Raw genomic sequence first — 23,928 nt, forward strand, 5'->3', positions numbered from 1 at the left:
GCTAACCTCTGGATAGGGGTGTCTCCAATTCGATTTGGAAGGAAGGAAACAGAATATGACGACACATGAATTATCGCCACTCGTTGCTGCATTGAATATGCAGCCACACGTTGAAGGCGGTTGGTATAAGGAAGAATGGAAGGCATCGTATCAAATTCCACAATCCGTACTGCCGGATACATACTCAGGCCCTCGATTCTCGGCAAGTTCGACATACTTCCTGCTGCACTCGCATGAAGTCTCGGAATGGCATACTGTTTTGTCTGATGAGCTCTGGTTGTGGCATAGCGGCAGTCCGATTGAATTGAAATTGGGCGGCAACGGGGAAAACCCGGAAAATGAAGAAGTGCTTGTGCTGGGAATGGATATTGCTGCGGGGCAATCGCCGCAGGTACTCGTTCCAGCCGGAGTATGGCAAACCGCACGTCCACTGGGTGATGAGCCTGTACTGGTAACGTGTGTTGTAGCTCCAGGTTTCCACTTTGATGATTTCAAACTGGTTTCCAAAGGCTAATATAACCATAAATGAACAAGCAAAATCCCGATCCGAGTGCGTGTGCATCCGGATCGGGATTTTTTGATGTTTTCTAGCTTTGATTATATATTGATGTTAAAAGTTAAAGTTGTCCGGATCGGAACCAAAGCGCTTATTCTCGTTCAATTGATTAATGCGTTCGATTTCTTCTGTAGTCAACTCAAAATCGAACAGGTCCGCGTTATCGCGAATGCGCTGTGGTGTAACGGATTTAGGTATGGTCACAATACCATTTTGCAGATCCCAACGAAGAATGACCTGTGCCGGAGATTTGCTGTACTTGGACGCGATGTCCTGCAGAAGCGGATGCTCCAGCAGGTGTCCCTGACCCAGTGGAGACCAGGCTTCAATCTGGATCTGATGTTTGCTGCAGTACTCCCTTAGCTCCGTTTGGATCAACAGCGGATGCAGTTCGACCTGATTCACAGCAGGTTTAATGGTGGCATCGGTCATCAGGTCCTCCAGATGGTGAATCTGGAAGTTACTCACCCCAATGGCGCGGATGCGTCCTTCCTTATGCAGCTTCTCCAGCGCTCTCCAGGTATCCTTGTACTTGCCTTTGACAGGCCAGTGGATTAGATAGAGATCCAGATATTCCAGTTCGAGTCGTTCCATGCTTGCTTCAAAAGCCGCCAGTGTGGATTCGTAACCTTGGTCCCCGTTCCACACTTTGGTGGTAATGAACAGATCCTCGCGGGCGATTCCGGATTCACGAATACCCTGAGCTACACCCGTTTCGTTGTTATACGCTTTTGCTGTATCGATACTGCGATAACCTGCTTGAATGGCCGTTTTGACGGCATCAACCACTTCTTCTCCATCTTTAACTTTGAATACACCAAAACCCAGCCAAGGCATTTTGACTCCGTTATAAAGTGTCGTTGTGTCCTGCACGTGTTTCATGGTCCGAAATTCCTCCTCTGATTCATTCATTATTCCATTATGTAATTACCCTGTTGACCGCCGGCCAATCCTGAATGGAGGGCCGTCTGTATTGATTATACTAAAACCTTTTTGGTAATGGAAAAGAATACGACCATTTCGATAGGAAAAACCCCTCTTTTATCCTTTTTGGCCAGCCAGAGGTTTGGTTTTGACGCTTACGGGTGATAAGATGAAGTATACGAAATATGGAAAGAGAAGCTTTCCTATGGAATGGATCACATGAAGAACAGAGGAGCACGGGAAAGTTGGGTGTCATTGAACCCGTGTGATTAACGATAAAGGAGTAAGAATACAATGGCTAAACCTAAACAAACCAAAAAAGCAGCAGCCTGGTCTCTCGTTGTTATGGGAGCAGGATTTGCCGCATCATTGCCGTTTCAGGGCGGTGTTGTAGGCAAACTGCTCGTAGGGTCATTTGAAGCGGGGTTGGTAGGTGGACTTGCGGACTGGTTCGCCGTAACAGCGTTGTTCCGTCATCCACTGGGTATTCCGATTCCCCACACGGCATTGCTGCCCAAAAATCGGGACAAATTGACCGAAGGCCTTGTCTCCGCAGTCGAAAATAACTTGCTGAACAAGGATAGCATCACCGAGAAAATTGCGGGTTTCAAGGCGGCAGAAATCGTTCTGGATACCATGACAAGAGAACTTCACAACGATGGAGTCAAGACCATGATCGATACGCTCTGCAAACGAATCCTTGCAGGCCTTCCGTTGGAGCAGATTGCTCCACTGGTCGCGGGTGAGATCAAATCACAGGCGGGAGCCTTCGACCTGGGTCCGATTCTGGAACGGGCTTCGATCCAGATGAGTGAGCGTGGATATGATGCCAAAGCACTGGACTACGGTTTGAAGCAGGCAGAAGAATGGCTGGTGAAGCCAGAGACCATTATGTTTTTGGGTGAAAGTGGCTTAAAGGCGATCAGTGGCATCCAGATGAATGGATTAATGCAATTTGCGATGAATGCGTTCATGGGTTATCTGAACGAGGAGCGTCTGGGCAGCATTTTGCAAGGGTATCTGTTTGACCGAGTAGAGGACATGAAGCGAGAGGGCAGCGCTCTTCGTTACAAAGTGCTCGATCTGTTGCGAACACAAGCTATCCGGCTGGCGATGAGTGAAAGTGTGCAGGATGGAGTCAACGGCTGGAAAAACAACATGCTGGATGGATGGAACGCAGAGGAAACCGTGCTGAACAAACTCATAGAATTGAGGGATAAGGCGCTCGCTGCGATGGAAGATGGTCAATATGTGGAGACGTTTGCTTTACCTGCGATTGAGCGGGTGTTGTCTGATTTGCGGTCAGACGATGCTTTATTGGCAGGATTGAATGCCAAGATTGTGGAAGGTGTAACGACGCTGCTGGAGAAAAACCATTCCAAAATCGGCAACCTCGTGCGCGAAAATGTCGACAAAATGGATAATGCCTCACTGATCTCCTTGATTGAGGATAAAGTAGGGCAGGATCTGCAGTGGATTCGGATTAACGGGGCCGTTACCGGATTTATAATCGGGATTGCACTGACCGCCCTGCGGATGGTATTGGAGTAAATCATTGAAATGGCAAGATTAGGGCCGCTCTCTGGAGCAGGCTCTTTTTCGTCTGGGAAATTTATGAATAGACAACTGATGCAAAAACAGTTGAATTGGGTAATGTACACCCGAATGCTCTAATGGAATCATTTAGGAACAAAGTTACATAAAAACGATGCCAACAGCCGATGTGATCATGTTGATTTTGTACTATGATGCAGTTAACAGGAGAATAGAGTGGATACAGGAATATATTTTAATGATTAATGAAAAAGAAAAGGTGATTGATAATGAGATTGAAGCGGCGATTCGCAAGTATATTTTTTTTGATCATACTATCCACTTTTATTTTGGGAGGGTGTCAGAACATGAAGGAAAGTGAAAAACAGGCCTATTTTAAAGAAGCGGAAGCAGAAGCCGTAAAATATCTGAAAAATAAATATGAACTAAATGTAGTCATCACAAATAAAGAGTTGTTACCCGAGATGGCGCTTGATTCTATAGCTATGGAAGGACATGTGGTTGAACATGAAGAGCAAGAGTTTACAATCTCGTACGACTATGAGGATAAAAAGATCAAAAATTTTGGCATGAGTCCGGCAATTAAGGAAGCGATTATAGCTAAGGGATATGATCCGTTTAACAAATAAATCATAATTCAGGATTGATTTTCTTGGAGGTGCAGAGGTTGTGAGTAATTCACCAAAAATTGATGATGAGACATACAACAAGATGTCTGAATTAGCATATGAGAATCTGAAATCAGGTATGGAGTTTGAGAATCTTCCTGGATGGCAAGTTCTTGAGGACACGCATGGAAACAAAAAATCCGGTTTTGATGCGGTGACCTTCTACAATTCGGAGACCAAACAGGCGGTTATCGCTTATCGTGGCACGGAGGGAAGTGCTTCGTTGGATCGTAGCGCCCCCGATTATTATGCAGACGCTCAAATCGGTTTGCCTGAGCTTGGTCGAAAGATCGAACAAAGTACGGATTTTACACCGGATTGGTTGGCAAATGGCATTCAGAAGGTAAGAGATGTTACGGGGATCACTACAGTCGAGAATGCTGTGGGAGAACTGGATAAAAAGCTGGATAAAACGTTCAGTCTGGGACCAAACCAGATGTATGAGGCGGAAGACTACGCCAATGATATGCAGAAAAAATACAAGGATCTGGATTTCTCGCTGACAGGGCATTCGCTTGGAGGGGGAAATGCCCAATATGCGGCCGCATACACGGGACTCTCCGCAGTGACCTTCAGCGCGCCTTCTGTGATCTCCAGTCTCACACCAGAGGCGAAGCGAAAGGCTGAAGAGGGTGGGTTTGATAGCCAAATCATTAACTATGGACATCCCGGAGATTTTGTGACCAGCGGATTTTTTGGTGGATATGATCGTCATGTAGGTTCCATGTATTACATCAATTCCAACTACAAGGATATGAATGATGACATGGGCATGTGGGATAAAATCAGTAACACCTTTGGTGGCGAGGAGTACCACAGTCTGAAGCAGTATGAGTTCGAGAATGGCTATGTTTCCAACGATCTTTACGATCCGGTTACAGGCGAGCACATCGGTTATTCCCCGCGTCAGCCGTCCAATGTCCTGTCTGATCTCGCAGCATTCATGCGGAACTTGGGTGGGCAAGCGGGCAGTCTTGCAAGAGGTATGGCCGCGGCAGCAGGAGCGTCTGGCCTGATTCAGGTAACGCCTGAGGAACTCAAAAGTGTCGCTGCTCGGTGGAAGCAAAATGCACAACAGTGTAATGCAGAGTTGAACATAGTACGGAGCCGGATGGCTCAATACTTGCATTCCAGCCGCAGTCGCAGACTTGAGCCTATCGTCACTCATCTGGATGCGTCTATTAACGAGCTGAGCACATGGCATATGAAGCATACGGGTCAGTTCTTGAACTTTATCGAAGAGAAGGCGGAAGCCTTCCGTCAGGCAGATGAGAGTCAAGTCAGTTTTAACTAGAATTTTGCATGAAGGGCCTGGCGATTGGAACTTACATAAAGGGAGGGATCACGAGTGAGCGGACAATTGCTGGTAGAGTTGAATGATCTTCGGATTGCTGAAAAAGAATTGACTCAGTTGCTTGCCCGTCTCCAGGCAGATGAGCAGGAGGCGAGAAGCCTATACAATCGTCTCGACGACTGGAAGGGACAATCGGCTGATTTTACAAGGCAGCAGATCGAAGCGTTCTTCGCAGGTCTGTCTGGACGGATACAGTCGATTGAACAACAGAAGAAGAGCTTGCTGCAATACATTGAAATCATGATCCAGACGGATCAGGAACGGTAGAGCAAAGGGCGGTAAGTGACGCTGTTCATCATCAGTGATCGTAAGCATGAGTTTGAAATCGAGTTAGCGTATGTATACAGATAACAAAAAGGAGCCTCGGCACATCGGGATAGACCCCGTTCGCCAAAGGCTCCTTTCTTTTTATGTCTACATACAAGACTGCATGTTAGTTCTTAACGTTTTTTGCGGCGTGTTGCCAGAGCGATACCCAGGAAGGACAGGATCAACGCCAGAATGGATACGATCAGTGTTGCCTGTTGCAGCTTCAATGTGCCGGGGTCTGAATCCGTGTTGTTTGGCTCACCAGTAACGGTGTCGTTCAACGCATCACCCAGTGTGGTATCGTCGTTTGCCTTCGTATCATCACCCGTTGCTTCATCATCATGACCCGCATTGCCGGCTGTACCTGCGCTATCATGACCTCCGCCTGCAGCGGCATTACCTGCAGCAGCAGGATCTTGGCTGATTGCCGTGATACTGTGCGGGTTGCTGTCACTTGGTCCGCCTGTCCATTCCACGATGCTGCCATCGCTATAATATTGGAACGCATCCCAGGCTACTTCCGTTTCGGCATCCGGATTCTGTGCTACAAAGTTGAACTGCTGGAATTGACCAGCCAGAATTCCTTCGTTATCTGCGTCCACTTCCCAAGTAATTGACGTCACTTCATTGGAATCATTTTTTTCAGTAGTGATTTTCCAGCCTGCCAGTGGTTGGTATTGCTTGAATGCAACGCCTTGCGGTACTTTCAGCGTGACTTTGGTGGTAGGCAGCTCTTTTTCGGATGGAATCTTGATGCTATACGTCTGCCATGCACCTGTCTGTGCCACGGTTGGGTTAACGGTAACGTGTGCGCTGGCGAATCCAGCAAACAGCATTAGTGCAGCAGCTCCAGCAGTAAGGCTGGATGTCAGTTTGGAAGTCCATGATGTTTTCTTCAAAATAATTTACCCCTCTCAATTCTTATCATTTATGTTTCGGCCCATTTTCTAAAATAAGTGCCTGATGTGCTGCAAAGTCACCGTTCCGGTTACGAATCGTTCTTTCAATCGCTGTTATTTCCAGATTTTTTTGATTCACTTTATAAGTGAAAATCCGGGAATAAATGCGAACGTTACACTTTTCCAGAATCGATTTCGTCCCCTTCACTACAATTGCAGCTTATTGAGACACTGATTTTAGATTGAGTCGCGTTTCAAATCTGAATCGGTCTATACCTACGGATTAGCGGTGTCGATCTCAAATTCGGTATCCAGCGAATCCAGAGATCGGGTTAGCAGATGTACCTTGATGTTCCAGCGTCCTGGCATGGAGATATATTCTTCTGCTTCGTACACGCCAGTATCATTTTTCGGAATCGTGATCTCGTAAATGCCCATATCCATATCCAGGTGGGTCAGTGAAAGTGTGATCTGTTCCAGATCGTTAACTGTAGTGCCGTCCGGTTTTTTCACGTCGACTTTGAACTGATTCTCTCCGGTACGATTTGGGCTTACCTGAAGTGTAATTGTGGTCCCGTCATCCGTAGTCTGTACTTCTTTATAAGGTCCTGCGGCTGCCGGTTGTCCGGGAGACAAGTGTGTCAGCACGGCAGCCAGCGCAAGCACGACGGCTCCAGCAATCAGTTCGGCCTTGAGACTGCCAGCGAGTCGGTTGCCGCTGCTTGCACGTGCCATTCTGGCATGACGCCCAGCCAATACAAGCATTACAACAAGCAAGACAACTTTAGCGATAAGCACGAGACCATATCCCGTTGTGAACAGGGACGTAAGTATAGGTGCAGGCAAAATGATCAGGCTGCTATATATCCCTGTAGCGACGAGAGCAGCAACAGCACCGATACCCCAAGCTGTAAATCGTCGGATCGCCGTCCAATAGACTTCTCCTCGCACCGTGGAAGGCAGTTTATCCGCGAGCGGAGGTAGACACACAGCCATGGCGGTTAAAGCGCCGATCCAGAAAGCGGCTCCGATCAGATGAACGAAGTCCATTGCAATGGCGAGTGTGCGTTGTTCCGCTGCAGCTGGATGTCCTGTCATCGCATGAGTGAACAACCAGCCAAGAACGAGAATCAGTGATCCGTATGATGACCAGATCCGGATACGCAGCGAGCGATCCCGGTCATATCCCGAGAGGATGGTAACCGCCAGCAACATCACAATGAGTATCTGTACCATCCAGATCTGGCCAAATGACGTCAATTTAAGTGCACTGCCCATCAGTGCCCAGCTGAACTCCCCGATGGAAACGCCTGATTCATACAATGTGTTCAGAGGCAGGCTGATCAGAGCGGCAACAGAAGCGGCGCCATAACTGATCCATAACAACCTATAGCTTCTTGGCACTTCCAGTGGTTCTCTCGCCATGGAAGCAGGCGCAATTCGAAACAGCAGGAAAGCAAGTGTGCCCAGAATCACAGACAACCCCAGATATTGAATCCAGTCGGTCAGCGACAAAATCCATTTTAACGGTCCGCCAACCTGGCCTGAACCTGAGGTTAAATCCGCGAGACCGGCAGGAGCGCCAGATGGTTCCCCAATATGAAACACATAGGCTCCCTGAATGGGGTGGCCATCCGCAGATACAGCCTTCCAATTCACGGCGTAGGTTCCGTTTCCAAGTCCGGTCCGCAGTCCGGTCTCCAGAATATGAGGACGATCCTCATCGACATGCACATTGCCGTCATCTGCTTGTGTTCCGTCAGGTCCGGTGATTTTAATATCAAAAAAGGCCGTCTGCAAAGACTCGTTGAACTCGAGAGTCAGGCGTTCAGGTGCAGTCGCAACCAGTTCATTTTCACCTGGTGAGGCCTGCACGATATAAGCATGGGCCGATGCCCATTGTGGCATAACAAGGCAAAATAATAACATCAGGGCGCCCATCAATGCCCAGTGCCGTTTGCCCAATTTCGTGGTGAACCTACTCAAAATCAAAAAATCATCACCCTTAGGTCTAGAATTGTAAGTCATTCTTTGTTATCCGAGCACAATCTATACCATTATAACTTTGTCCAAAATAACACCGTATGACTACATTGGGCTATAAAAAAACGAAATGATCCATAGAATTGTGACAAAAACATGAATGTGCCGCTATTTACGCAGCTTACGCCCTGCTAGTCCGCTTTCCAATGCATAGCGGGTTAATTGCACACGATTTTCGAGATGTAGTTTCTGTAAAATATTCTTCAGATGATTTTTCACCGTTTGATCCGAAATGCCAAGTTGGTCGGCAATCTCACGATTGGTATAACCCGCAGATACCCATTGCAGGATCTCTAGCTCCCGCGTAGTCAGGGGATTATCGGGTACATCTTCCGTGCGAGGTGCAGGGAATTCCTGAAGGATTCGATAGGCAAGTTCCTTGCTCAAGGGTGCATCATCACTGACGATGGCGCGAAGGTATTCAAGCCAGGTGGAAGGAGCCAGATTTTTGAGCAAATATCCTTGAGCTCCCTGCTTCAGTGCTTCGAACAGGTACGTGACATCATCCGATACAGTGACCATGACGATAATGACATAAGGAAAGCGCAGTTTGATCTGGCGGGTGGCTTCCAGCCCATCCATATCCGGCATCTGCACGTCCATCAAAATAAGATCGGGCATCCATTGCCCGGTAAGCTCCAGTGCCTCGAGTCCAGTCGAAGCGGTACCAATAACTTCAAATAGGCTGTCCTCGGATAAAATACTGCAGATCGCCTCACGCGCATGCGCGTGATCATCGACAACCAATACCCGTACAAGTTCCATATTAAGCATGCCCCTTCCCAATGGTTATTCGTGTGTAACCTGGCCTTGAATCAAGGGCGAAAGACCAGCCCATCTGAACTGCACGTTCCTTCGTAATTCTCAAGCCGTACCGATCCTTCAGATGCAGTGGATCCCCGCTCACACCAACACCGTTATCCTGAATGAAGATCGACCAGACAAAAGGAGTCCCATCTGCAATCACTTGAATATCTGTAGCCCGGGCATGTTTACGAACGTTAAGTAGTGCTTCCCGAATGCAGGCGAGCAGCTCTACCTGCTCCTTTGGGGAGAAGAAGGTGCTCTCCAGATTCCATTCCAGACGCGCCGAAGGAACCGTCTCCTCTATAAGTAATTCCACCTGTGACAGCAGGGAGGTTCCTTCCGGTACTGCCACTTGTCCAGGCACGTAGCGGAGCTGGGCGATGGCCTGCCGTACGTAAGCGTTGACCTCATGTACGGTTTTGCGTATTTCCCGAATGTCATTCTCGTGGCCGCTTCCAGCCATACTGCGCTCGGCCTTGTCTGTTTTTACCGACAGGAGAAAAAGAGACTGCGAGATGCCATCGTGAAGCTCACGGGCCAGTTGGTCCCGAGCTTCGAGTGCCACTTTGGAAGCGCGCTCCTGCTCCAGAGCAGCCCTGGCACTTTCCAGCATTTTAAATAAGCGACTTAGCAAGGTGACACTTATGAGGTAAAGGATAAGGGGGGTAAGCCAGTTGCCTGCATCCATGGAAAGGTAGGGCATCAGGAATTGATGACGGATGTATTCCCAGAGTCCCACCGTGAATGTGGGGACCAACAGAATCATCCATTTAATCTGTTTGTATGACATGAATACAGAACTCCTTTGAGATAAGGTCCAATTATATGTATCTGTTTCAAGGGTTGGCACCATTATAACGCATGCTTGCTTCAGACCCTAGTCTGTCTTTCTTCGGAGGAAGTTCGGGTGGATAAGGGAGCATTTAGAAGGATATCTAAGAACAACATGGGGTGAAATTATGTCACGCAGGGTGAGCCTTGATGAGTACAGATGAGTGGAGCTGTATCCATTTTCCCTATTGAAGAAGGTCCTCTATACTTATATAGAACACAAATTCATTACAAAAGATGTTAAGGAGTGAACGCAACAACATGAATCAAGAGGTATTGGAACGTCGCAGCGAGTTGCTTAAGAAGAACATTCATCAAATGCTTCTTCAAGACAATCAGCACGGAATCAGTCGTCAGGATAACATGTTTTTGCAGCAGATGATTAAAGAGCTGCATCAGACTTCACACGAAATGAATACCACTCGATAACGCAGAATCTGCACAAGAATGAAATAGTCTGGTGCATGATTCATTCCATGATGAACATGAAAATGGCGCTATCCCCGATTAGGCCGGGGGTAGCGCTTTTGGCTTTGTAAGGGGTGATTCTACGGGTGTTACACAAGTTGTTGCTGCACCGTTCGTTTCTGAATATATCGGATGAACAATTCGGCTAGCTCGGGATCAAACTGAGAACCGGAGCACAGCTGTAGTTCCTTGATTGCTTCGTCCACATTTTTCGTTTCCTGATACGGTCGCTCTGTCGTCATTGCGTCAAAGGAATCAATCACCGTGAGCATCCGGCACAACCTTGGAATCTCACTGCCTTTCAGACCATAAGGGTAGCCTGCCCCGTCATACCGTTCATGATGCAATTCGATATAGGGAATGAGATCGGCAAAACGCTCGTTGGTCATGGCCATCTTTTTGCCCCAAATGACATGTCCCTTGATCGTTTCCCACTCTTCAGCGGTAAGTTTCTCTTTCTTATTCAGGATGGACCACGGAATCTCCAGCTTCCCGATATCATGAATTAGTGCGCCCAGTACAAAATTTCGCTTCTCCACATTATCGAGTTCCAGCAACTCACTTAAATCGAGAGCATACTTATATACGCGTTTGGAATGTTTGAATGTATCCATATCCTTATATCTGAACAAGTTGAGCTGCTGCTCAATGTCGCGCACATCCTGCACCAGATCAATCTCTTGCTCCATACCGTCGTTACTGCCGTGGCGATGCACATTGTTTTTGCCCTGTTTTTTGGCATAATACAGTGCTTTATCCGCCTGATCCACAAGTTGTGACTTGTTGTACATATCGATCTCATAACGAGCAACACCTGCGGAGAACGAGAGACAACCGTGCGGAAAAACTTCCACTCCTTCAAAAGGTGTATCGTTCAGCTGCTTGCGCAGCTTGTTCATGAACGCATAGGCCTCGTCCAGGTCCATACCTGGCATGAGTAAGGTGAACTCTTCTCCGCCGTAACGAAAGGCGGTAACGGGAGTGCCTTCTGTCTTCCGACTGAGGAAATCTCCGAGAAGAGCCAGCAGGCTGTCACCCTGGAGATGACCGAAGCGGTCGTTATACTTTTTGAAATCATCAATATCGATGAGACCCAGTGAAAGCGGGGTTCCCTGAGAACGGGCGTTACCAAGCTCGGTTTCCAGCATACTTTCAAAATGGCTGTGGTTAAATAAACCTGTGCGTTGATCCGTATTGGCCTTTTCCTCAATACTTTGATACATCACAAACAGCTGTTTGAACGCATGCGATAGCAAAATGCTAAGACTGAGGTAGAGCAGCAGGCCGAGAACGCCGTTATGCACAACGAGAATGGTCAGCACGAGCGCCAAAATCAATGTACATAAATAGACCAGCAGCGATTCGGTAACAAACACACGCTTCATCTGCTGTAATGCATCCTTGGTTGAGAAATGAAAAAACAGGCCAAGCGTGATTGTATTGATGATGAAGTAGGCTGCAAGTGCCGCAAAATAGGGCAGCAAGTTATATCCATCCAGTGCTCCCGGAATTCCTCCAGTCCAAGTAAATACATAAGCCGCTCCAGCAATCATAAGGCTATAAATGCTGAAATTGACGATATGTTTCCACCAGGTGAGTTTGCGATCCTTGATTAACAGAATGAGGGAAACCGGCAGCAGTACAGACAGACTGAATGCACCACCAAACATGAAGATACAGGCGAGGTACACGGAAGAGTCCATGGATTGCTGATTGCCTTTGGGCGGAATTTGAAACGTGAAATAATCCAAAATCAGCGCCGCACCGAGCATCGTGTATACCATTACCCATTCGTCAGAGGATAGATGGAGATAAGACCACTTGTTCATATACAGAAAAATACCGATGCCGGTGCAGCTAAGCAAGACGACATACATGCTGCTCCGATCTGCTTTATGGATAAGGTTACGAATAAAGTTCATAAAAATTCTCCTGCTTGGTTTAGTCTGCTCTTGATGTGAATATATCGGCTTGTACTATATTGATGTATAACATAACAAGTTACCTCCCAAAAATCCAGAAAGAAAAAACAGGCCGCTGGCAGCCTGTTTGTCTTGGTTGGCGAAGTATATGTACTAGCCACCCAGCTTGTATCCCGAAGTCAAAGCAACAACGACAGAAGCTACGATGATTGCGTTGATGACGAGACGGGAATATTTAATGCCTTCGAATTTTTTCATGGAAAAGACCTCCCTTCCTTGGAGTCTGTCCGAATCTCTTCAGGCCTGATGGAATTCACTGGCTGCAAAGCTTCTCCGGTTCGATTCACCATCATGTACTGGATAAACAGGAATATGCCAATGTTCATGACCACATCACCAATGCTGATCACTTGAGTCCGTGGATAAGGGCTGGACAGTGGGATGATATCACCTAGGAATGAAAGATGTGTGGAAGCATCCATCATATAGTGCTTCGATACCGCTCCACCTTCGCGCAGCATATCCACATAATAGGGACCAAGAACAGCAGAGGCTTCCACAGAAACTGGCATACGCCCACCGTTCACCGCCATGACGATGAAATTGAGAAATACACCGATCCAGATCAACGTAAAACCTTTGTAATGTCGATTAAGCCACAAAAATGCTAAACCTGTGACATAAACGGCAGCAAACAGGTACCCGTTGATAGATGCAACCCAATCAAGCCTTTCCTGCAAGAAAAAGATGAAGAACTGGGCCAGCAGCAATAGCGGAAAAATCCATCCGCCTCGCAGCTTGAGTGCTGCAAACTGGTGGAGACCATACCGAAATCCTCCCCGGAACAGTCCAACGATCAAGCCAAGCAGAATGCCGTCGTATACCATGATTAACTCCTGTCTTACAGATATGTGTAAACGTGATTGCGTGTTTGTGTACCTATGTTATTCGACCTTTTACTGGTAAATCCTGCAATGGAATATAATTTTTTGAGAAGAAATTTGTAAAAAGATAAATAAAAAACCGTCTCTACGAACCAATGGGTCGAATCCATTGTAAAGTTCGGTAAAGACGGCTTTATATTATGTCAAATTGCGAGCTTTAATGCACCTAGCATATGTTCAGTTTATTCCGATTCCCCGTTGAGATAATTGAAGAACGGGTGGTCAACCCAGAAGGTATAACTGGAGATGTCCGCATCAGGGGCCAGCTTACGGAAACCTTCCTGAATTGCCTTGGAATTCTCCTTAAGGGAGAAGGATTGTGCGTAATAGTTGCCAAGTGATATTTTATTGTTGGCAATGACCGGATATTCCGCGAGAGCAGTCGGTGAATAATAGAGCGGCTGCCACCAGGAGGCATGGATCAAGGCAGAGGTGTCATCGCTATTCTTTTTGGCATACTTCAATATAATGTCGTTGAAACGGGCTTTGTCCGCTGTGTTATTGAACTCGAACTGAATGTCATATTCTTTGGCGTAGGCGATGTAGTTGCCATTCTCGATCTGGGTTACTTTGTAATCCGGTGTTTCTTTGGGCTCTCCCCATTCCTTCAAATAGATGAAGGCAGATGTTTTCGGTTGGAACTGTACGTCAGCATCGATGCCTTCACTACGCAACAGTCCAATCAACTGCACCGCATGTTTAATATCATCATGACCGTAAGTTAAAGTCAGTTCATCGATGAAGTTGGAATCAAAGCGACTATCCTTAAGATTGTAACCTGTGACGAGATCATTCCGCAGAGCTTGATCCACAATGGTTCGAAGCTCCGGTGCTTCTATTAAATCAGCAGTGCGATAGGCAGCGTACAATTTGGAGTAAATGTCAGCGTCGCCGGAACGGCCAATTTCATTTTTATATTTACCCTGACTGGTTAATACCCGTCCAAGCAAAATGTTGGCAAAATCGGAACTCGCTTCGCCACCCTTACGGAGAGCGGGGTAAAGACTTTCAGGAATCAGACCTGTATCAATGGCAGCGGCCAGTTCCTGCGCGGCTTGTCCCTGAACTCGGCTTGAGCTAATGCCCAGTTTCGCAAGTGCCTTTGCTGTTTTGTTTTCAGGATATGTATAGGCCAGCTCTTTGAATCCGGCTGCTTTGACTGCGATGAAGACAGCAGCATAAGTGCTCAGTTGGTCATTGGCACGCACTTCCGTACCGGATAGGATGCCGTTGTTATATAAGGAAACGGCAGCTTTATAAGTAGAATCATTCGAGTTCAGATCAGTAAAGGCTGGGGCCTTAACTTCACTGTTACTTGCTTCATCTGTAGCAGGAGCAGCTTGATCGGCTTCAAGAATGGTAGCAATCGCCTTGATGAAGTCACCCTTCGTTAATTGTTTCGGTAATTGGATATTGTATTTGGCTTGCAGGAATTGCGCGTAATCGGCTGCACTCTCGGTATAGACTGAAGGAGCTTGTGCTACCGGTCCTTTAACAGCCTGTGAGGTCGTTTGTCCTGCGGGAGTGGCGGATGCTGCGGATACCGAAGCGGGCAAGCTGAGGCTGCCGAGTGTAACCGGAGCGGCGAGCAGAGCGGCCAGTGTGATCTGGGTGATTTTTTTCAAATGAATAGCCTCCTTAAAATAGGGTTGGAAAATAAATAAGATTGCGTTATAATTCTGACAAATCCTATATGAATATAATAATTGGATTGACTTTAGCATGGAGCAGCTCTGGATGTCAACGGAAAAAACCTTGGTATAGAGAGGCTTCGGAGACTCTGCCGAAGGCAAATCAACTATTATATTCCATTTAGTGTATCTGCTCAAAGATTTATTGACAAGGATCGACAGTATCCGCTAGGATTATAAAAAAAGAATAGTGAAAAGGGGAATTTTCAAAATGAAAAGAGGTTTATCGTTCGTCTTATCGATCATCATGTTGGCTATATTGCTGGCGGCTTGTGGAAATTCTGCTTCCAAAGACGAACAATCGGCCCAAGGTGGCGACAGTGAAAAATCACTGCGCATGGCGCTTGTACTTCCTGAAAAAATCGGGGTAAACCCGTTCTTCGTACAGATGGATGAAGGTTTCAAAAAAGCAGGCGAGGAATTCAAGGTAGATACCAAAACAATTGAATCGACTGACCCGGCCGCATTTGAGCAAAACCTGCGTGCTGCAGTTGCTGAGAACTATGATTTGATCATTACAGCGACATTCCAGGCAGAAGATGCATTGAAAAAAGTGGCTGCTGAAAATCCGGACAAGTCCTTTGCTATTGTGGACACAACGGTTGATCTGCCTAACGTTCGTAGCGTTGGTTTCCATGAATATGAAGGAGCGTACCTGCTTGGTGCAGCTGCCGGACTGTCTACGAAAACAGACAAAGTCGGTATGATTGCCGCGATGGACGTTCCATTGATCAAGAAATATACAGAAGGTTTCAAAGCTGGTCTGGAATCAGTTAACCCGAAAGCGGAATTCCTTGTGAACTACGTTGGTGGATTTAACGACCCGGCCAAAGCAAAAGAACTTGCGTTGGTACAATTCGGCAAAGGTGCTGACTTCATCGCTGGAGCATCTGCTGTAGGTGATCTGGGCGTGTTCGAAGCCGCGAAGGAAAAAGGCTTCTATACTTCCGGTCAGGATACAGACCGTACCGTTGAAGATCCGGAACATATTGTATTGTCTCAATTGAAGTCGACCGATACGGTTGCTTATCAAACAGTGAAGGATTTTGTAGAAGGAAACTTCAAAGCAGGCGCTGTGAACTATGGCTTGAAAGAAGATGGCGTAGGCCTGACGTATGTAACACGTGACAGCGAATCTCCATTGAGTGCTTTTGTTGGACAAGAGGTTATCGACAAGGTTAAAGCGATCAAGGATGATATCGTATCTGGCAAAATCGTTGTGAAAGATCCATTGCAACAATAGTATTCTTTGTCCCATAGGACTGAGTGATTGAGTTGATCAGCCGGCTGCCCGATCAGGCAGCCGGTTTTGCTGCTATTTAAGACCGAGAGGAGAGAACGCGAGATATGCTGTTGGAGATGGAGCAGATTACGAAGAAATACGGCGGCTTCACCGCTAACCGGGACATCCGTTTTAATTTGCGAGAAGGAGAGATTCATGCCCTCGTGGGTGAGAACGGCGCTGGTAAGACAACCCTGATGCGTATGTTGTATGGTATGGAGCAACCGACATCAGGCACAATCAAAGTTCGTGGACGCGAGGTAAGCTTCGCAACTCCGTCTCAGGCCATGGCAAGTGGTATCGGCATGGTGCATCAGCATTTCATGCTGTTTCCTTCCTTTACGGTTGCCGAGAACATCGTGATTGGCCGTGAGCCGTCTGCGGCAGGGGTATTTGACCGCAAACAAGCGGCGGCCCAGGTGAATGAATTGGGCAGAACGTATGGTATGCCAGTTGATCCGTGGAAAAAAGTATTCGAATGCCCTCTGGGCATGCAGCAGCGTGTTGAAATTCTCAAGGTGCTGCATCAGGGCGCAGATATCATTATATTGGATGAACCATCAGCAGTACTGACACCGCTGGAAGTGAAAGAACTGCTCGCGAATATGAAATCCCTTGCCAAGTTGGGCAAAACCTTTGTATTGATCACGCACAAGCTGCAGGAAGTCATGGATGTAGCAGACCGGATTACGGTTCTTCGTGATGGTCAGGTGACAGGTACATTGGAAGCAAAAGACACGAATGTAGAGGAACTGTCCCGCCTGATGGTAGGTCGTGAGCTGGTTCGCATGAACAAGCAGCCATCCGTTCCGGGAGAAGCTGTGCTTCAGGTGGAAGCGGTAAATCTGTCAGGAGCAGAGGATCGTTCTGCGCTCAAGGATATCCATTTGCAAGTTCGGAACGGCGAGGTCGTTGGAATCGCGGGTATTTCCGGAAACGGTCAATCTGAACTGATCCAGATCATTGCGGGACTGCGAAAGGCAGATAGTGGCCGCGTCCTGCTGTCAGGGCAGGATACAACCAATTGGCCAGTGCGGCGCATTCGGGAGCATGGACTTGCCCATATCCCAGAAGACCGCTATATGTGGGGAGCGGCGAAGGATGCGAGCGTTCGTGAAAATGGACTGATGGGCCACCATCACCGGCTTCAATCAAAAGGTATCATTAAAGCGAAGGCAGCACGGAACATGGTGGAGAACTGGATCAAGCAGTTTAGCATCAAAACGGGTTCTGCAGAAACGAAGGCGCAGTTCCTTTCCGGCGGTAACTTGCAGAAGCTGATTGCTGCGCGTGAATTTGCCCAGGATACGCCGTTTCTGATTGCGGCTGAACCTACACGGGGTGTAGACATCGGAGCGATGGAGACCATCCACGCTGAATTGCTGCGCAAACGGAATGAAGGTGCGGGTATTCTGCTCGTTTCCTCGGAATTGTCTGAGATTTTGCAATTATCGGATCGGATCATTGTTATGTATGAAGGCGGAATCGCCGGGGAACTGAAGGCAGATGAAGCAACAGAAGAACAGATCAGCTTGTTGATGGCAGGAGGGAAAGAGCGGATATGAATCGGGTAAAAGAAACACTTCGCGGACTCGTACAGCCGCTGCTCGCCGTATTCATCGGTTTGCTGGCAGGTGCTGTAGCCATTCTGGTCGTTGGCGGGTCTGTGGTGGATACGTATGCGGAGATGTGGAAAGGAGCCTTCGGTAACTTCTACTTCTTCACCAACACATTGGCACGTTCGACGCCCATTATTCTTGCGGGGTTGGGCGTAGCCCTGGCGTTCCGTGCCGGATTTTTCAACATGGGTGCAGAAGGACAGATGGTTCTTGGCGGACTTAGTGCAGCGCTGACGGCGCTCTACCTGCCGGGTCCAGGCTGGTTTGTCTGTATTGCAGCTATTGTGGCAGGAATCATCGCCGGTGGAGTCTGGTCACTGTTTGCAGGCTGGTTGGATGCGCGCTTTGGCATGAATCTGTTGATCACAACGCTGCTGCTCAACTATATTGCAATATATTTTGGAGGATACATGGTATCCTACCCGTTTAAAGACCGCACGGGATCGGCGGCAATGGCTCAGACGCCTATGATTGATCAGAGTGTCTGGCTGCCGAAGCTGTTCCAGGGCATGGGACTGCATGCCGGCTTCATCATTGCTATTGTGGCAGCGATTCTCATCTACTGGTTCACACACAAGACAGTAACCGGTTATGAGATTCGCATGTTGGGAAGCAATCCTTCGTTTGCAACGTATGGCGGTGTGCGCCGTATCCGCATGATGATGCTGTCCATGATCATCAGTGGTGGACTTGCAGGCCTTGCGGGTGCAGGGGAAGTGCTGGGTACACAGTACCGTTTCCTTGATGGGTCGTTGTCATCGGCAAGTTATGCATGGAGCGGCATTATGGCGACTTTGCTTGCCCGGTCGCATCCGCTAGGAACAGCTGTGGCGGCAATCCTGCTTGCAGCGTTGCAGACAGGTGCTATGGGGATGGAACGTAATACGGATGTACCGCTGGAAGTCGGCAGTGTCATCCAAGCGGTATTGACGTTATTTGTATCGGCTCAGATCGGATATTCATTCCTGAAGCGGAGAAAGGAGAAAAAGTCCAATGCAACAACTGTTTGATGCAGCCATGTTTGGCTCTACCTTGCGGATTATGACGCCGATCCTGCTTGCAGCGCTCGGTGGGGCTTTATGCTCTCGTGTCGGTCTGTTCAACGTGGGTCTGGAAGGACTCGTACTGATCGGTGCTTTCTCCGCTATTGTCGGTAACTATCTGTTCGGCAATGTACTATTGGCCGTACTATTCTCGATTGTGATCGTCATGTTGTTCTCTGCGCTATTTGCCTTTATCAGTATTAATCTGAAGGCCAACGCCATTGTGGTCGGGATCTCGCTTAATTTTCTGGCGACAGGACTGACGACTTTTGCGCTTCGTGCGATTTTTGATGTAAAAGGTGCTTACTATGACAAGGATATGGTGGGACTCCCCAAATGGGACATTCCTCTTATTAAGGACATTCCGTGGGTAGGTGATGTCATCTCAGGGCACAGCCCGCTCGTGTATCTCGGGATTATTATCGTAATTGCCTTGCAATTTTATCTGTTCAAAAGTGTCTCCGGTTTCCGCCTTCGTTCGGTTGGCGAGAATCCGGTAGCGGCACAGAGTATCGGCATCAAGGTGCGCGGTATTCAATATGGTGCAGTTCTGATGTGTGGCGTATTGTGCGCCCTGGCGGGTGCACAGTTATCGCTCGGTCAGGTTACGATGTTTACCGAAGGCATGACCGCAGGTCGCGGCTTCATCGCATTAGTAGCAACGATGCTGGGTCAAGCGAATCCGCTTGGCGTTATGGGGTCCAGTGTGCTGTTCGGGTTCATGGAAGCTCTTAGTATCCGATTGCAGGGCTTTGCGCTACCAACTCACTTTACCATGATGCTGCCGTATATTGTGACACTGGTGGCGATGTTCTTCTTCAAGGACCGTACCTATGCACAAGACGCACTGAAAGCGGGCGGAAGCTCGCGTTAATTCCTGAATGTTATGCTGGAAGCATATAAAGAAGGAGGAATCACGCTTGCATAATAAGGCTGAACGTCTGAAAAAAACGAAAATCCCGGCATCCAAAGCGGGTGCTGAGCACGGAGACCGGCTGCCGCCGGGGCAGGTACTGACCGAGAAATTCCCGATTCTGCATGAAGGTGAAGTGCCGGAATACGACCTTTCCACTTGGGATTTGAAGGTATTCGGTGAAGTTGAAGAGGAGAAGGTATTCTCCTTCGCCGAGCTTCAGGCGATGCCTCAAGTGAACACGGTGAGCGATATTCATTGTGTTACCCGCTGGTCCAAGTTCGACACGCCGTGGGAAGGCATCCGGTTTTCGGATTTTATCAAGCTTCTTGGCGTTAAACCGGAAGCGAAATACGTCATGATCCACGCAGATCATGATTACGAGACAAATGTTCCGCTCGAAGAATTGATGCATGACGATGTATTGCTTGCTTTTAAATTTAACGGTGAGCCGCTCACACCGAAGCACGGTTATCCGCTGCGCTTGGTTGTTCCACAACTCTACTTCTGGAAGAGTGCGAAGTGGATACGCGGTCTGGAATTCATGAAAGAAGATCGCAATGGCTTCTGGGAAGTCAATGGTTTCCATCATTTTGCCGATCCGTTCAAGGAGCAGCGCTTCTCTGGTGAAGATATTCCGATTCCAGAAGACGAATGGACGAAGAAGGAGTTTGATTAAGATGTTGATGCCTATTTTGCAAATTCATTCCGAAGATATGCCTGCGTATGCCATTGTTTGTGGTGATCCGGCACGTGCGGAGAAAATTTCCCGCAAGCTGGAGCAGGCGAGAGAACTGGCGTTCAGCCGGGAGTATCGCACGTTTGTAGGATTGTATGAAGGTGTACAAATGGCCGTGGTCAGCCATGGCGTAGGATCACCGGGAGCAGCCGTCTGCTTCGAAGAGCTGATTCGGGCAGGGGTAACGACCTTGATTCGTGTAGGTACAGCTGGCTCGTATACAGCGGATTACCCAGCGGGCAGTGTAATCGTCAGCACGGCTGCTGTTCGTACGGACGGGCTGACACGTCAGCTGGTACCGGATGGTTTCCCTGCGGTTGCGGACCTTGGTGTTACGCAAGCGTTAATTGAAGCGACTCGTGAGCATACAAGTGGAGCGAAAGCTACAAGTGCGGGTAAAGTTGGCGTAGGCATTACCGTAACCCTAGATGCTTTCTTCACTGGGGTTGAAGAGATTCCTCACCGCAAGTACAAGCAGGCGGGTGCTCTTGCCGCTGAGATGGAAATTGCCGCGCTTTACATCGTCAGCACACTGCGCGGCGCTCGTGCTGGAGCTATTGTCGCTATCGATGGATTCGCAGATAGCGACCTGGCGGCCGAATATGATCCGCACACAAATGCGGTAGCTGATGCAGTTGAGCGTGAGATCGAAGCGGCACTGCGTGCACTGGCTGCACTCGCTCGTCAGGATCAGGCGTAAAGCTGAGATCATCAGGGCATTTTGTAGCACTACTGCTGGTAAAATTGCAAAATAAGCAAATGATGTCCATCTGAGGTGGACAATATAAAAGGGCGTCCCATAAGGTCATGTTCATGACTTTGGGACGCCCTTTTGAGTTTGAGATAGAAGCGACTGGCGCTAGATTGGAAGGTGCAATCAATTGGTTAGCGTTGTCCGAACAACTGCTGCGCCGTCTCAATAAATAACCGGGATGCGGGAGAAGCATCGACAAGTGAAGGAACAGCAATCTCAATATTGCGGTAGGCTTTCGGCTCTGTGGGAAGTGCTTTGACACCCGGAGGCAGCCAGGATAGAGAGATTGCAGGTAGCATGGCTGTTCCGAGTCCCTGCTCTATCATGCTAAGGCAAGTGTTTACGTTATACACGACAAATCCAAAATGTAATTCTGCATCTGCTCGATTGAACAGATCAACAATCGGTACCTCATAGCCGCCTTTGCAAATAATCATGGGGTGTTTGTCCAGCATTTGTACGGGCAGAATTTCCTGATTCGCAAAAGGTTCATCGTCCCGAAACACCGCAAGCATCTCCTCGCTATAGAGTGGAAGCGTCTCATAAGCCACATCTACTGACTCTTTGTCTGTGGCAATAATGAGAGCTACATCAATAGCGCGTGAGCTTAGCCACTCCTGAATTTCAAGGATGTTTCCCTCGTGCAGTTCAAACTGAATCTGAGGATAGCGGTCCCGAATGGAGCGGATGATTTTCGGCAGCAGATGGGCAGATGACATGGGAAAAGAGCCAATACGAATCGTACCAATCTCCAACCCTTTTTCGGCGGCAACGACCTGCTGTACCTTATCAAATTGCTGTAAAATGCGGCGGAAAATGACCAGAATTCGCTGTCCCACATCCGTAAGCACGATGCCGTTCCTACGATCCCGTATGATTAGAGTGACATCCAGTTCATTCTCCAGCGAAGAGATGGCCCGACTGACTGCGGGCTGTGTCATATTCAGTTCCTGGCCTGCGCGGGTGAAACTTCCCGTCTCTGCAATTTTCACAAATAACTGCAACTGTGAGTTGTTCATAACAAATATGGTATGCTCCTTATGATTAACATGCATTTCAATTATTTCAATCATTATTGTATCATGAAGAAACGGAACGATCAAAGAATGAATGTAAAATGGTTCTGGATCGAATTCCAAATGGTTTGCAGGCACAGAAAGAGCGCAGGATAATGTGTACGGTTGATTAAACTGCAGCTGTAGATGTGTGCCGGATAGGAGAATAAACATATGGCTTTATCACGTGCAAAAGCAGGCTGGGTCCTGGCTTTTCTGGTACTCATGTGGGGAGTAAACTGGCCCCTGACCAAATACGCGTTAAATTTTACACCGCCACTCATATTCGCAGGCATGCGCCTGTTAATTGGGGGTCTGGTGCTAGGGTTGTATGCTTTTCCCCGCTACAAAACGCTACGACTAAAGCAAACCTGGCATATTTATGCCATATCGGCGGTGCTTAATATCATCTTCTTCTACGGCTTTCAGACCGTCGGGCTGACGGAAGTGCCGGCAGGCTTATTTTCATCCATCGTGTTCCTACAGCCTGTGCTGCTCGGAATCGGGGCATGGTTGTGGCTGGGTGAGTCCATGTATGGACTGAAAATTGCCGGATTGGTGCTCGGTTTTGCAGGGGTGGCTACGATCAGTATTGGCGGCATGACAGGCAAAGTATCCCCTGAAGGGGTTATGCTTGGGCTGTTCAGTGCAATTAGCTGGGCGATCGGGACCGTATATATGAAGCGAAATTCAATGAAGGTCGATGGAATCTGGATGACAGCCATTCCTATTTTGATCGGCGGAGTTGTTCTGACGTTGACAGGTACGGTCACAGAGAGCTGGGCTGATGTGCAGTGGGTGCTTCCTTTTATACTGGATACGTTGTTTATTTCGGTGTTTGTTATTGCGATGGGCTGGCTCGCGTTCTTCAAACTGGTCAGCTCCGGCGAAGCCAGTAAAGTAGGATCGTTCACGTTCCTGATTCCGCTGATCGCCTTGTTATGCAGTGTGCTGTTCCTCGGAGAGTCGGTGACGGTCAATCTGATCGCAGGTCTGGTCATGATTATTGCCAGCATCCTGCTTGTGAATGTTAAAGTGAAGGGTAGCAAGGTAGCGAAAATATAAAGTTATGTGGTGAACTTTCTTCAAGTGGTTGATGAACCTTGTATACATTCAGAATGACAATGCAAAAAATGGGTAAGTTATATATAGGAACATCACCATGATTACGAAGAGGAGGACTCCAACATGACACAGAACAATCAACCTCAGGATGAGGCGGCAATTCGCAACAAACTGGATGAAGACGGGGATTCCTTGATGGAGAAAAAGAAAATTTTGAGCGGTGTAGATATTGAGCCGCAAGCGGACGAGTGGTCTGCCAAACCGTCACCTGTAGCATTTGATGAAGGTAAATCATCCAAAGAATAAGAGAAACCAGATATAGCTTAATAAGAAGCGGGTACCGTTAAGGTATCTGCTTTTTTTATAAAATAAGAAAGGATATGCTTTGGAGTATCATCGTTCTGATATTTAAGGGAAATATCCGCTACACGCAGTCTGGGTTCATGAATCACATCGATAGATGTTTATTTATTGTATAATCATGGAAA

The 23,928-nt window shown here is 47.9% G+C and carries 24 protein-coding genes; 15 read left to right on the top strand and 9 right to left on the bottom strand.

Going from position 1 to position 23,928, the window contains the following annotated elements:
* Positions 1 to 55: 55 nt before the first annotated feature.
* Positions 56 to 514 (top strand): cupin domain-containing protein, encoded by a 459-nt coding sequence (locus HP548_RS14630; protein WP_024632300.1) that lies wholly within the window; start codon positions 56 to 58, stop codon positions 512 to 514.
* 96 nt (positions 515 to 610) lie between these two features.
* On the opposite strand, the gene HP548_RS14635 is transcribed toward HP548_RS14630, so the two are convergent.
* Entirely contained in the window at positions 611 to 1,438 is an 828-nt protein-coding gene (locus tag HP548_RS14635) for an aldo/keto reductase (RefSeq protein ID WP_175382084.1), read from the bottom strand.
* Positions 1,439 to 1,774: 336 nt separating this feature from the next.
* On the opposite strand from HP548_RS14635, the gene HP548_RS14640 reads away from it, so the two are divergent.
* The 5 genes from HP548_RS14640 to HP548_RS14660 all read left to right on the top strand — a co-directional run bounded on the left by HP548_RS14640 (position 1,775) and on the right by HP548_RS14660 (position 5,323).
* Positions 1,775 to 3,031, top strand: a complete 1,257-nt coding sequence (locus HP548_RS14640; protein WP_163761634.1) for a DUF445 domain-containing protein — start codon at positions 1,775 to 1,777, stop codon at positions 3,029 to 3,031.
* Between the two features lie 157 nt (positions 3,032 to 3,188).
* Positions 3,189 to 3,395 carry a hypothetical protein gene (locus HP548_RS14645; protein WP_175382085.1) on the top strand — a complete coding sequence of 69 codons (207 nt, stop codon included), beginning with the start codon at positions 3,189 to 3,191 and terminating at the stop codon, positions 3,393 to 3,395.
* On the top strand, positions 3,382 to 3,663 hold the full coding sequence (locus HP548_RS14650) for a hypothetical protein (protein ID WP_076290678.1): 282 nt from the start codon (positions 3,382 to 3,384) through the stop codon (positions 3,661 to 3,663). The genes HP548_RS14645 and HP548_RS14650 overlap by 14 nt, the downstream gene beginning before the upstream one ends.
* Before the next feature lie 82 nt (positions 3,664 to 3,745).
* Positions 3,746 to 4,996, top strand: a complete 1,251-nt coding sequence (locus tag HP548_RS14655) for a hypothetical protein (protein WP_076290755.1) — start codon at positions 3,746 to 3,748, stop codon at positions 4,994 to 4,996.
* A 54-nt stretch (positions 4,997 to 5,050) separates the two neighbouring features.
* Positions 5,051 to 5,323 carry a hypothetical protein gene (locus HP548_RS14660; RefSeq protein ID WP_175382086.1) on the top strand — a complete coding sequence of 91 codons (273 nt, stop codon included), beginning with the start codon at positions 5,051 to 5,053 and terminating at the stop codon, positions 5,321 to 5,323.
* A gap of 173 nt (positions 5,324 to 5,496) precedes the next feature.
* Here HP548_RS14660 and HP548_RS14665 read toward each other — a convergent pair whose 3' ends face one another.
* The 4 genes from HP548_RS14665 to HP548_RS14680 all read right to left on the bottom strand — a co-directional run bounded on the left by HP548_RS14665 (position 5,497) and on the right by HP548_RS14680 (position 9,904).
* Positions 5,497 to 6,264 (bottom strand): YcnI family copper-binding membrane protein, encoded by a 768-nt coding sequence (locus HP548_RS14665; RefSeq protein ID WP_246318071.1) that lies wholly within the window; start codon positions 6,262 to 6,264, stop codon positions 5,497 to 5,499.
* A 276-nt stretch (positions 6,265 to 6,540) separates the two neighbouring features.
* Entirely contained in the window at positions 6,541 to 8,172 is a 1,632-nt protein-coding gene (locus HP548_RS14670; RefSeq protein WP_175382087.1) for a copper resistance CopC/CopD family protein, read from the bottom strand.
* Positions 8,173 to 8,415: 243 nt separating this feature from the next.
* On the bottom strand, positions 8,416 to 9,072 hold the full coding sequence (locus HP548_RS14675) for a response regulator (RefSeq protein WP_090904095.1): 657 nt from the start codon (positions 9,070 to 9,072) through the stop codon (positions 8,416 to 8,418).
* Position 9,073: 1 nt separating this feature from the next.
* Positions 9,074 to 9,904: a sensor histidine kinase gene (locus HP548_RS14680; protein WP_175382088.1), complete on the bottom strand. Its 831-nt coding sequence runs from the start codon at positions 9,902 to 9,904 to the stop codon at positions 9,074 to 9,076.
* 302 nt (positions 9,905 to 10,206) lie between these two features.
* Between HP548_RS14680 and HP548_RS14685 the strand changes: the two genes are divergently transcribed.
* Positions 10,207 to 10,374: a hypothetical protein gene (locus HP548_RS14685; protein WP_162842449.1), complete on the top strand. Its 168-nt coding sequence runs from the start codon at positions 10,207 to 10,209 to the stop codon at positions 10,372 to 10,374.
* Positions 10,375 to 10,502: 128 nt separating this feature from the next.
* Here HP548_RS14685 and HP548_RS14690 read toward each other — a convergent pair whose 3' ends face one another.
* The 3 genes from HP548_RS14690 to HP548_RS14700 all read right to left on the bottom strand — a co-directional run bounded on the left by HP548_RS14690 (position 10,503) and on the right by HP548_RS14700 (position 14,904).
* On the bottom strand, positions 10,503 to 12,335 hold the full coding sequence (locus HP548_RS14690; protein ID WP_099858660.1) for a bifunctional diguanylate cyclase/phosphohydrolase: 1,833 nt from the start codon (positions 12,333 to 12,335) through the stop codon (positions 10,503 to 10,505).
* Between the two features lie 254 nt (positions 12,336 to 12,589).
* Positions 12,590 to 13,222 (bottom strand): DUF5317 domain-containing protein, encoded by a 633-nt coding sequence (locus tag HP548_RS14695; RefSeq protein WP_076290672.1) that lies wholly within the window; start codon positions 13,220 to 13,222, stop codon positions 12,590 to 12,592.
* Positions 13,223 to 13,461: 239 nt separating this feature from the next.
* The gene (locus HP548_RS14700; protein ID WP_175382089.1) at positions 13,462 to 14,904 is read right to left on the bottom strand and encodes a hypothetical protein; all 1,443 of its coding nucleotides are present in this window, start codon (positions 14,902 to 14,904) and stop codon (positions 13,462 to 13,464) included.
* A 277-nt stretch (positions 14,905 to 15,181) separates the two neighbouring features.
* On the opposite strand from HP548_RS14700, the gene HP548_RS14705 reads away from it, so the two are divergent.
* The 6 genes from HP548_RS14705 to HP548_RS14730 all read left to right on the top strand — a co-directional run bounded on the left by HP548_RS14705 (position 15,182) and on the right by HP548_RS14730 (position 21,266).
* Complete coding sequence (locus HP548_RS14705; protein ID WP_076290671.1) at positions 15,182 to 16,213, top strand: BMP family lipoprotein; 1,032 nt, start codon at positions 15,182 to 15,184, stop codon at positions 16,211 to 16,213.
* Between the two features lie 104 nt (positions 16,214 to 16,317).
* Positions 16,318 to 17,817: an ABC transporter ATP-binding protein gene (locus HP548_RS14710; protein ID WP_175382090.1), complete on the top strand. Its 1,500-nt coding sequence runs from the start codon at positions 16,318 to 16,320 to the stop codon at positions 17,815 to 17,817.
* A complete protein-coding gene (locus HP548_RS14715) occupies positions 17,814 to 18,881 on the top strand; it encodes an ABC transporter permease (protein ID WP_024632283.1) in 1,068 nt (355 codons plus the stop codon). Before HP548_RS14710 ends, HP548_RS14715 begins: the two co-directional genes overlap by 4 nt.
* Positions 18,865 to 19,788, top strand: coding sequence for an ABC transporter permease (locus HP548_RS14720; protein ID WP_076290669.1), 924 nt, complete (start codon positions 18,865 to 18,867; stop codon positions 19,786 to 19,788). The genes HP548_RS14715 and HP548_RS14720 overlap by 17 nt, the downstream gene beginning before the upstream one ends.
* Positions 19,789 to 19,834: 46 nt before the next feature.
* A complete protein-coding gene (locus HP548_RS14725) occupies positions 19,835 to 20,506 on the top strand; it encodes a sulfite oxidase-like oxidoreductase (protein ID WP_076290668.1) in 672 nt (223 codons plus the stop codon).
* A 1-nt stretch (position 20,507) separates the two neighbouring features.
* Entirely contained in the window at positions 20,508 to 21,266 is a 759-nt protein-coding gene (locus tag HP548_RS14730; protein ID WP_076290667.1) for a nucleoside phosphorylase, read from the top strand.
* 185 nt (positions 21,267 to 21,451) lie between these two features.
* On the opposite strand, the gene HP548_RS14735 is transcribed toward HP548_RS14730, so the two are convergent.
* Positions 21,452 to 22,339, bottom strand: a complete 888-nt coding sequence (locus tag HP548_RS14735) for a LysR family transcriptional regulator (RefSeq protein ID WP_099858710.1) — start codon at positions 22,337 to 22,339, stop codon at positions 21,452 to 21,454.
* Positions 22,340 to 22,549: 210 nt separating this feature from the next.
* Here HP548_RS14735 and HP548_RS14740 point away from each other — a divergent pair, with 210 nt between their 5' ends.
* Together HP548_RS14740 and HP548_RS14745 are read left to right on the top strand one after the other, a co-directional pair.
* Positions 22,550 to 23,440 (top strand): DMT family transporter, encoded by an 891-nt coding sequence (locus tag HP548_RS14740; protein ID WP_076290665.1) that lies wholly within the window; start codon positions 22,550 to 22,552, stop codon positions 23,438 to 23,440.
* Positions 23,441 to 23,563: 123 nt separating this feature from the next.
* Positions 23,564 to 23,746 carry a hypothetical protein gene (locus tag HP548_RS14745; RefSeq protein ID WP_063566250.1) on the top strand — a complete coding sequence of 61 codons (183 nt, stop codon included), beginning with the start codon at positions 23,564 to 23,566 and terminating at the stop codon, positions 23,744 to 23,746.
* Positions 23,747 to 23,928 lie beyond the last annotated feature (182 nt).

The organism is Paenibacillus taichungensis (assembly GCF_013359905.1).
Taxonomy (GTDB): domain Bacteria; phylum Bacillota; class Bacilli; order Paenibacillales; family Paenibacillaceae; genus Paenibacillus; species Paenibacillus taichungensis.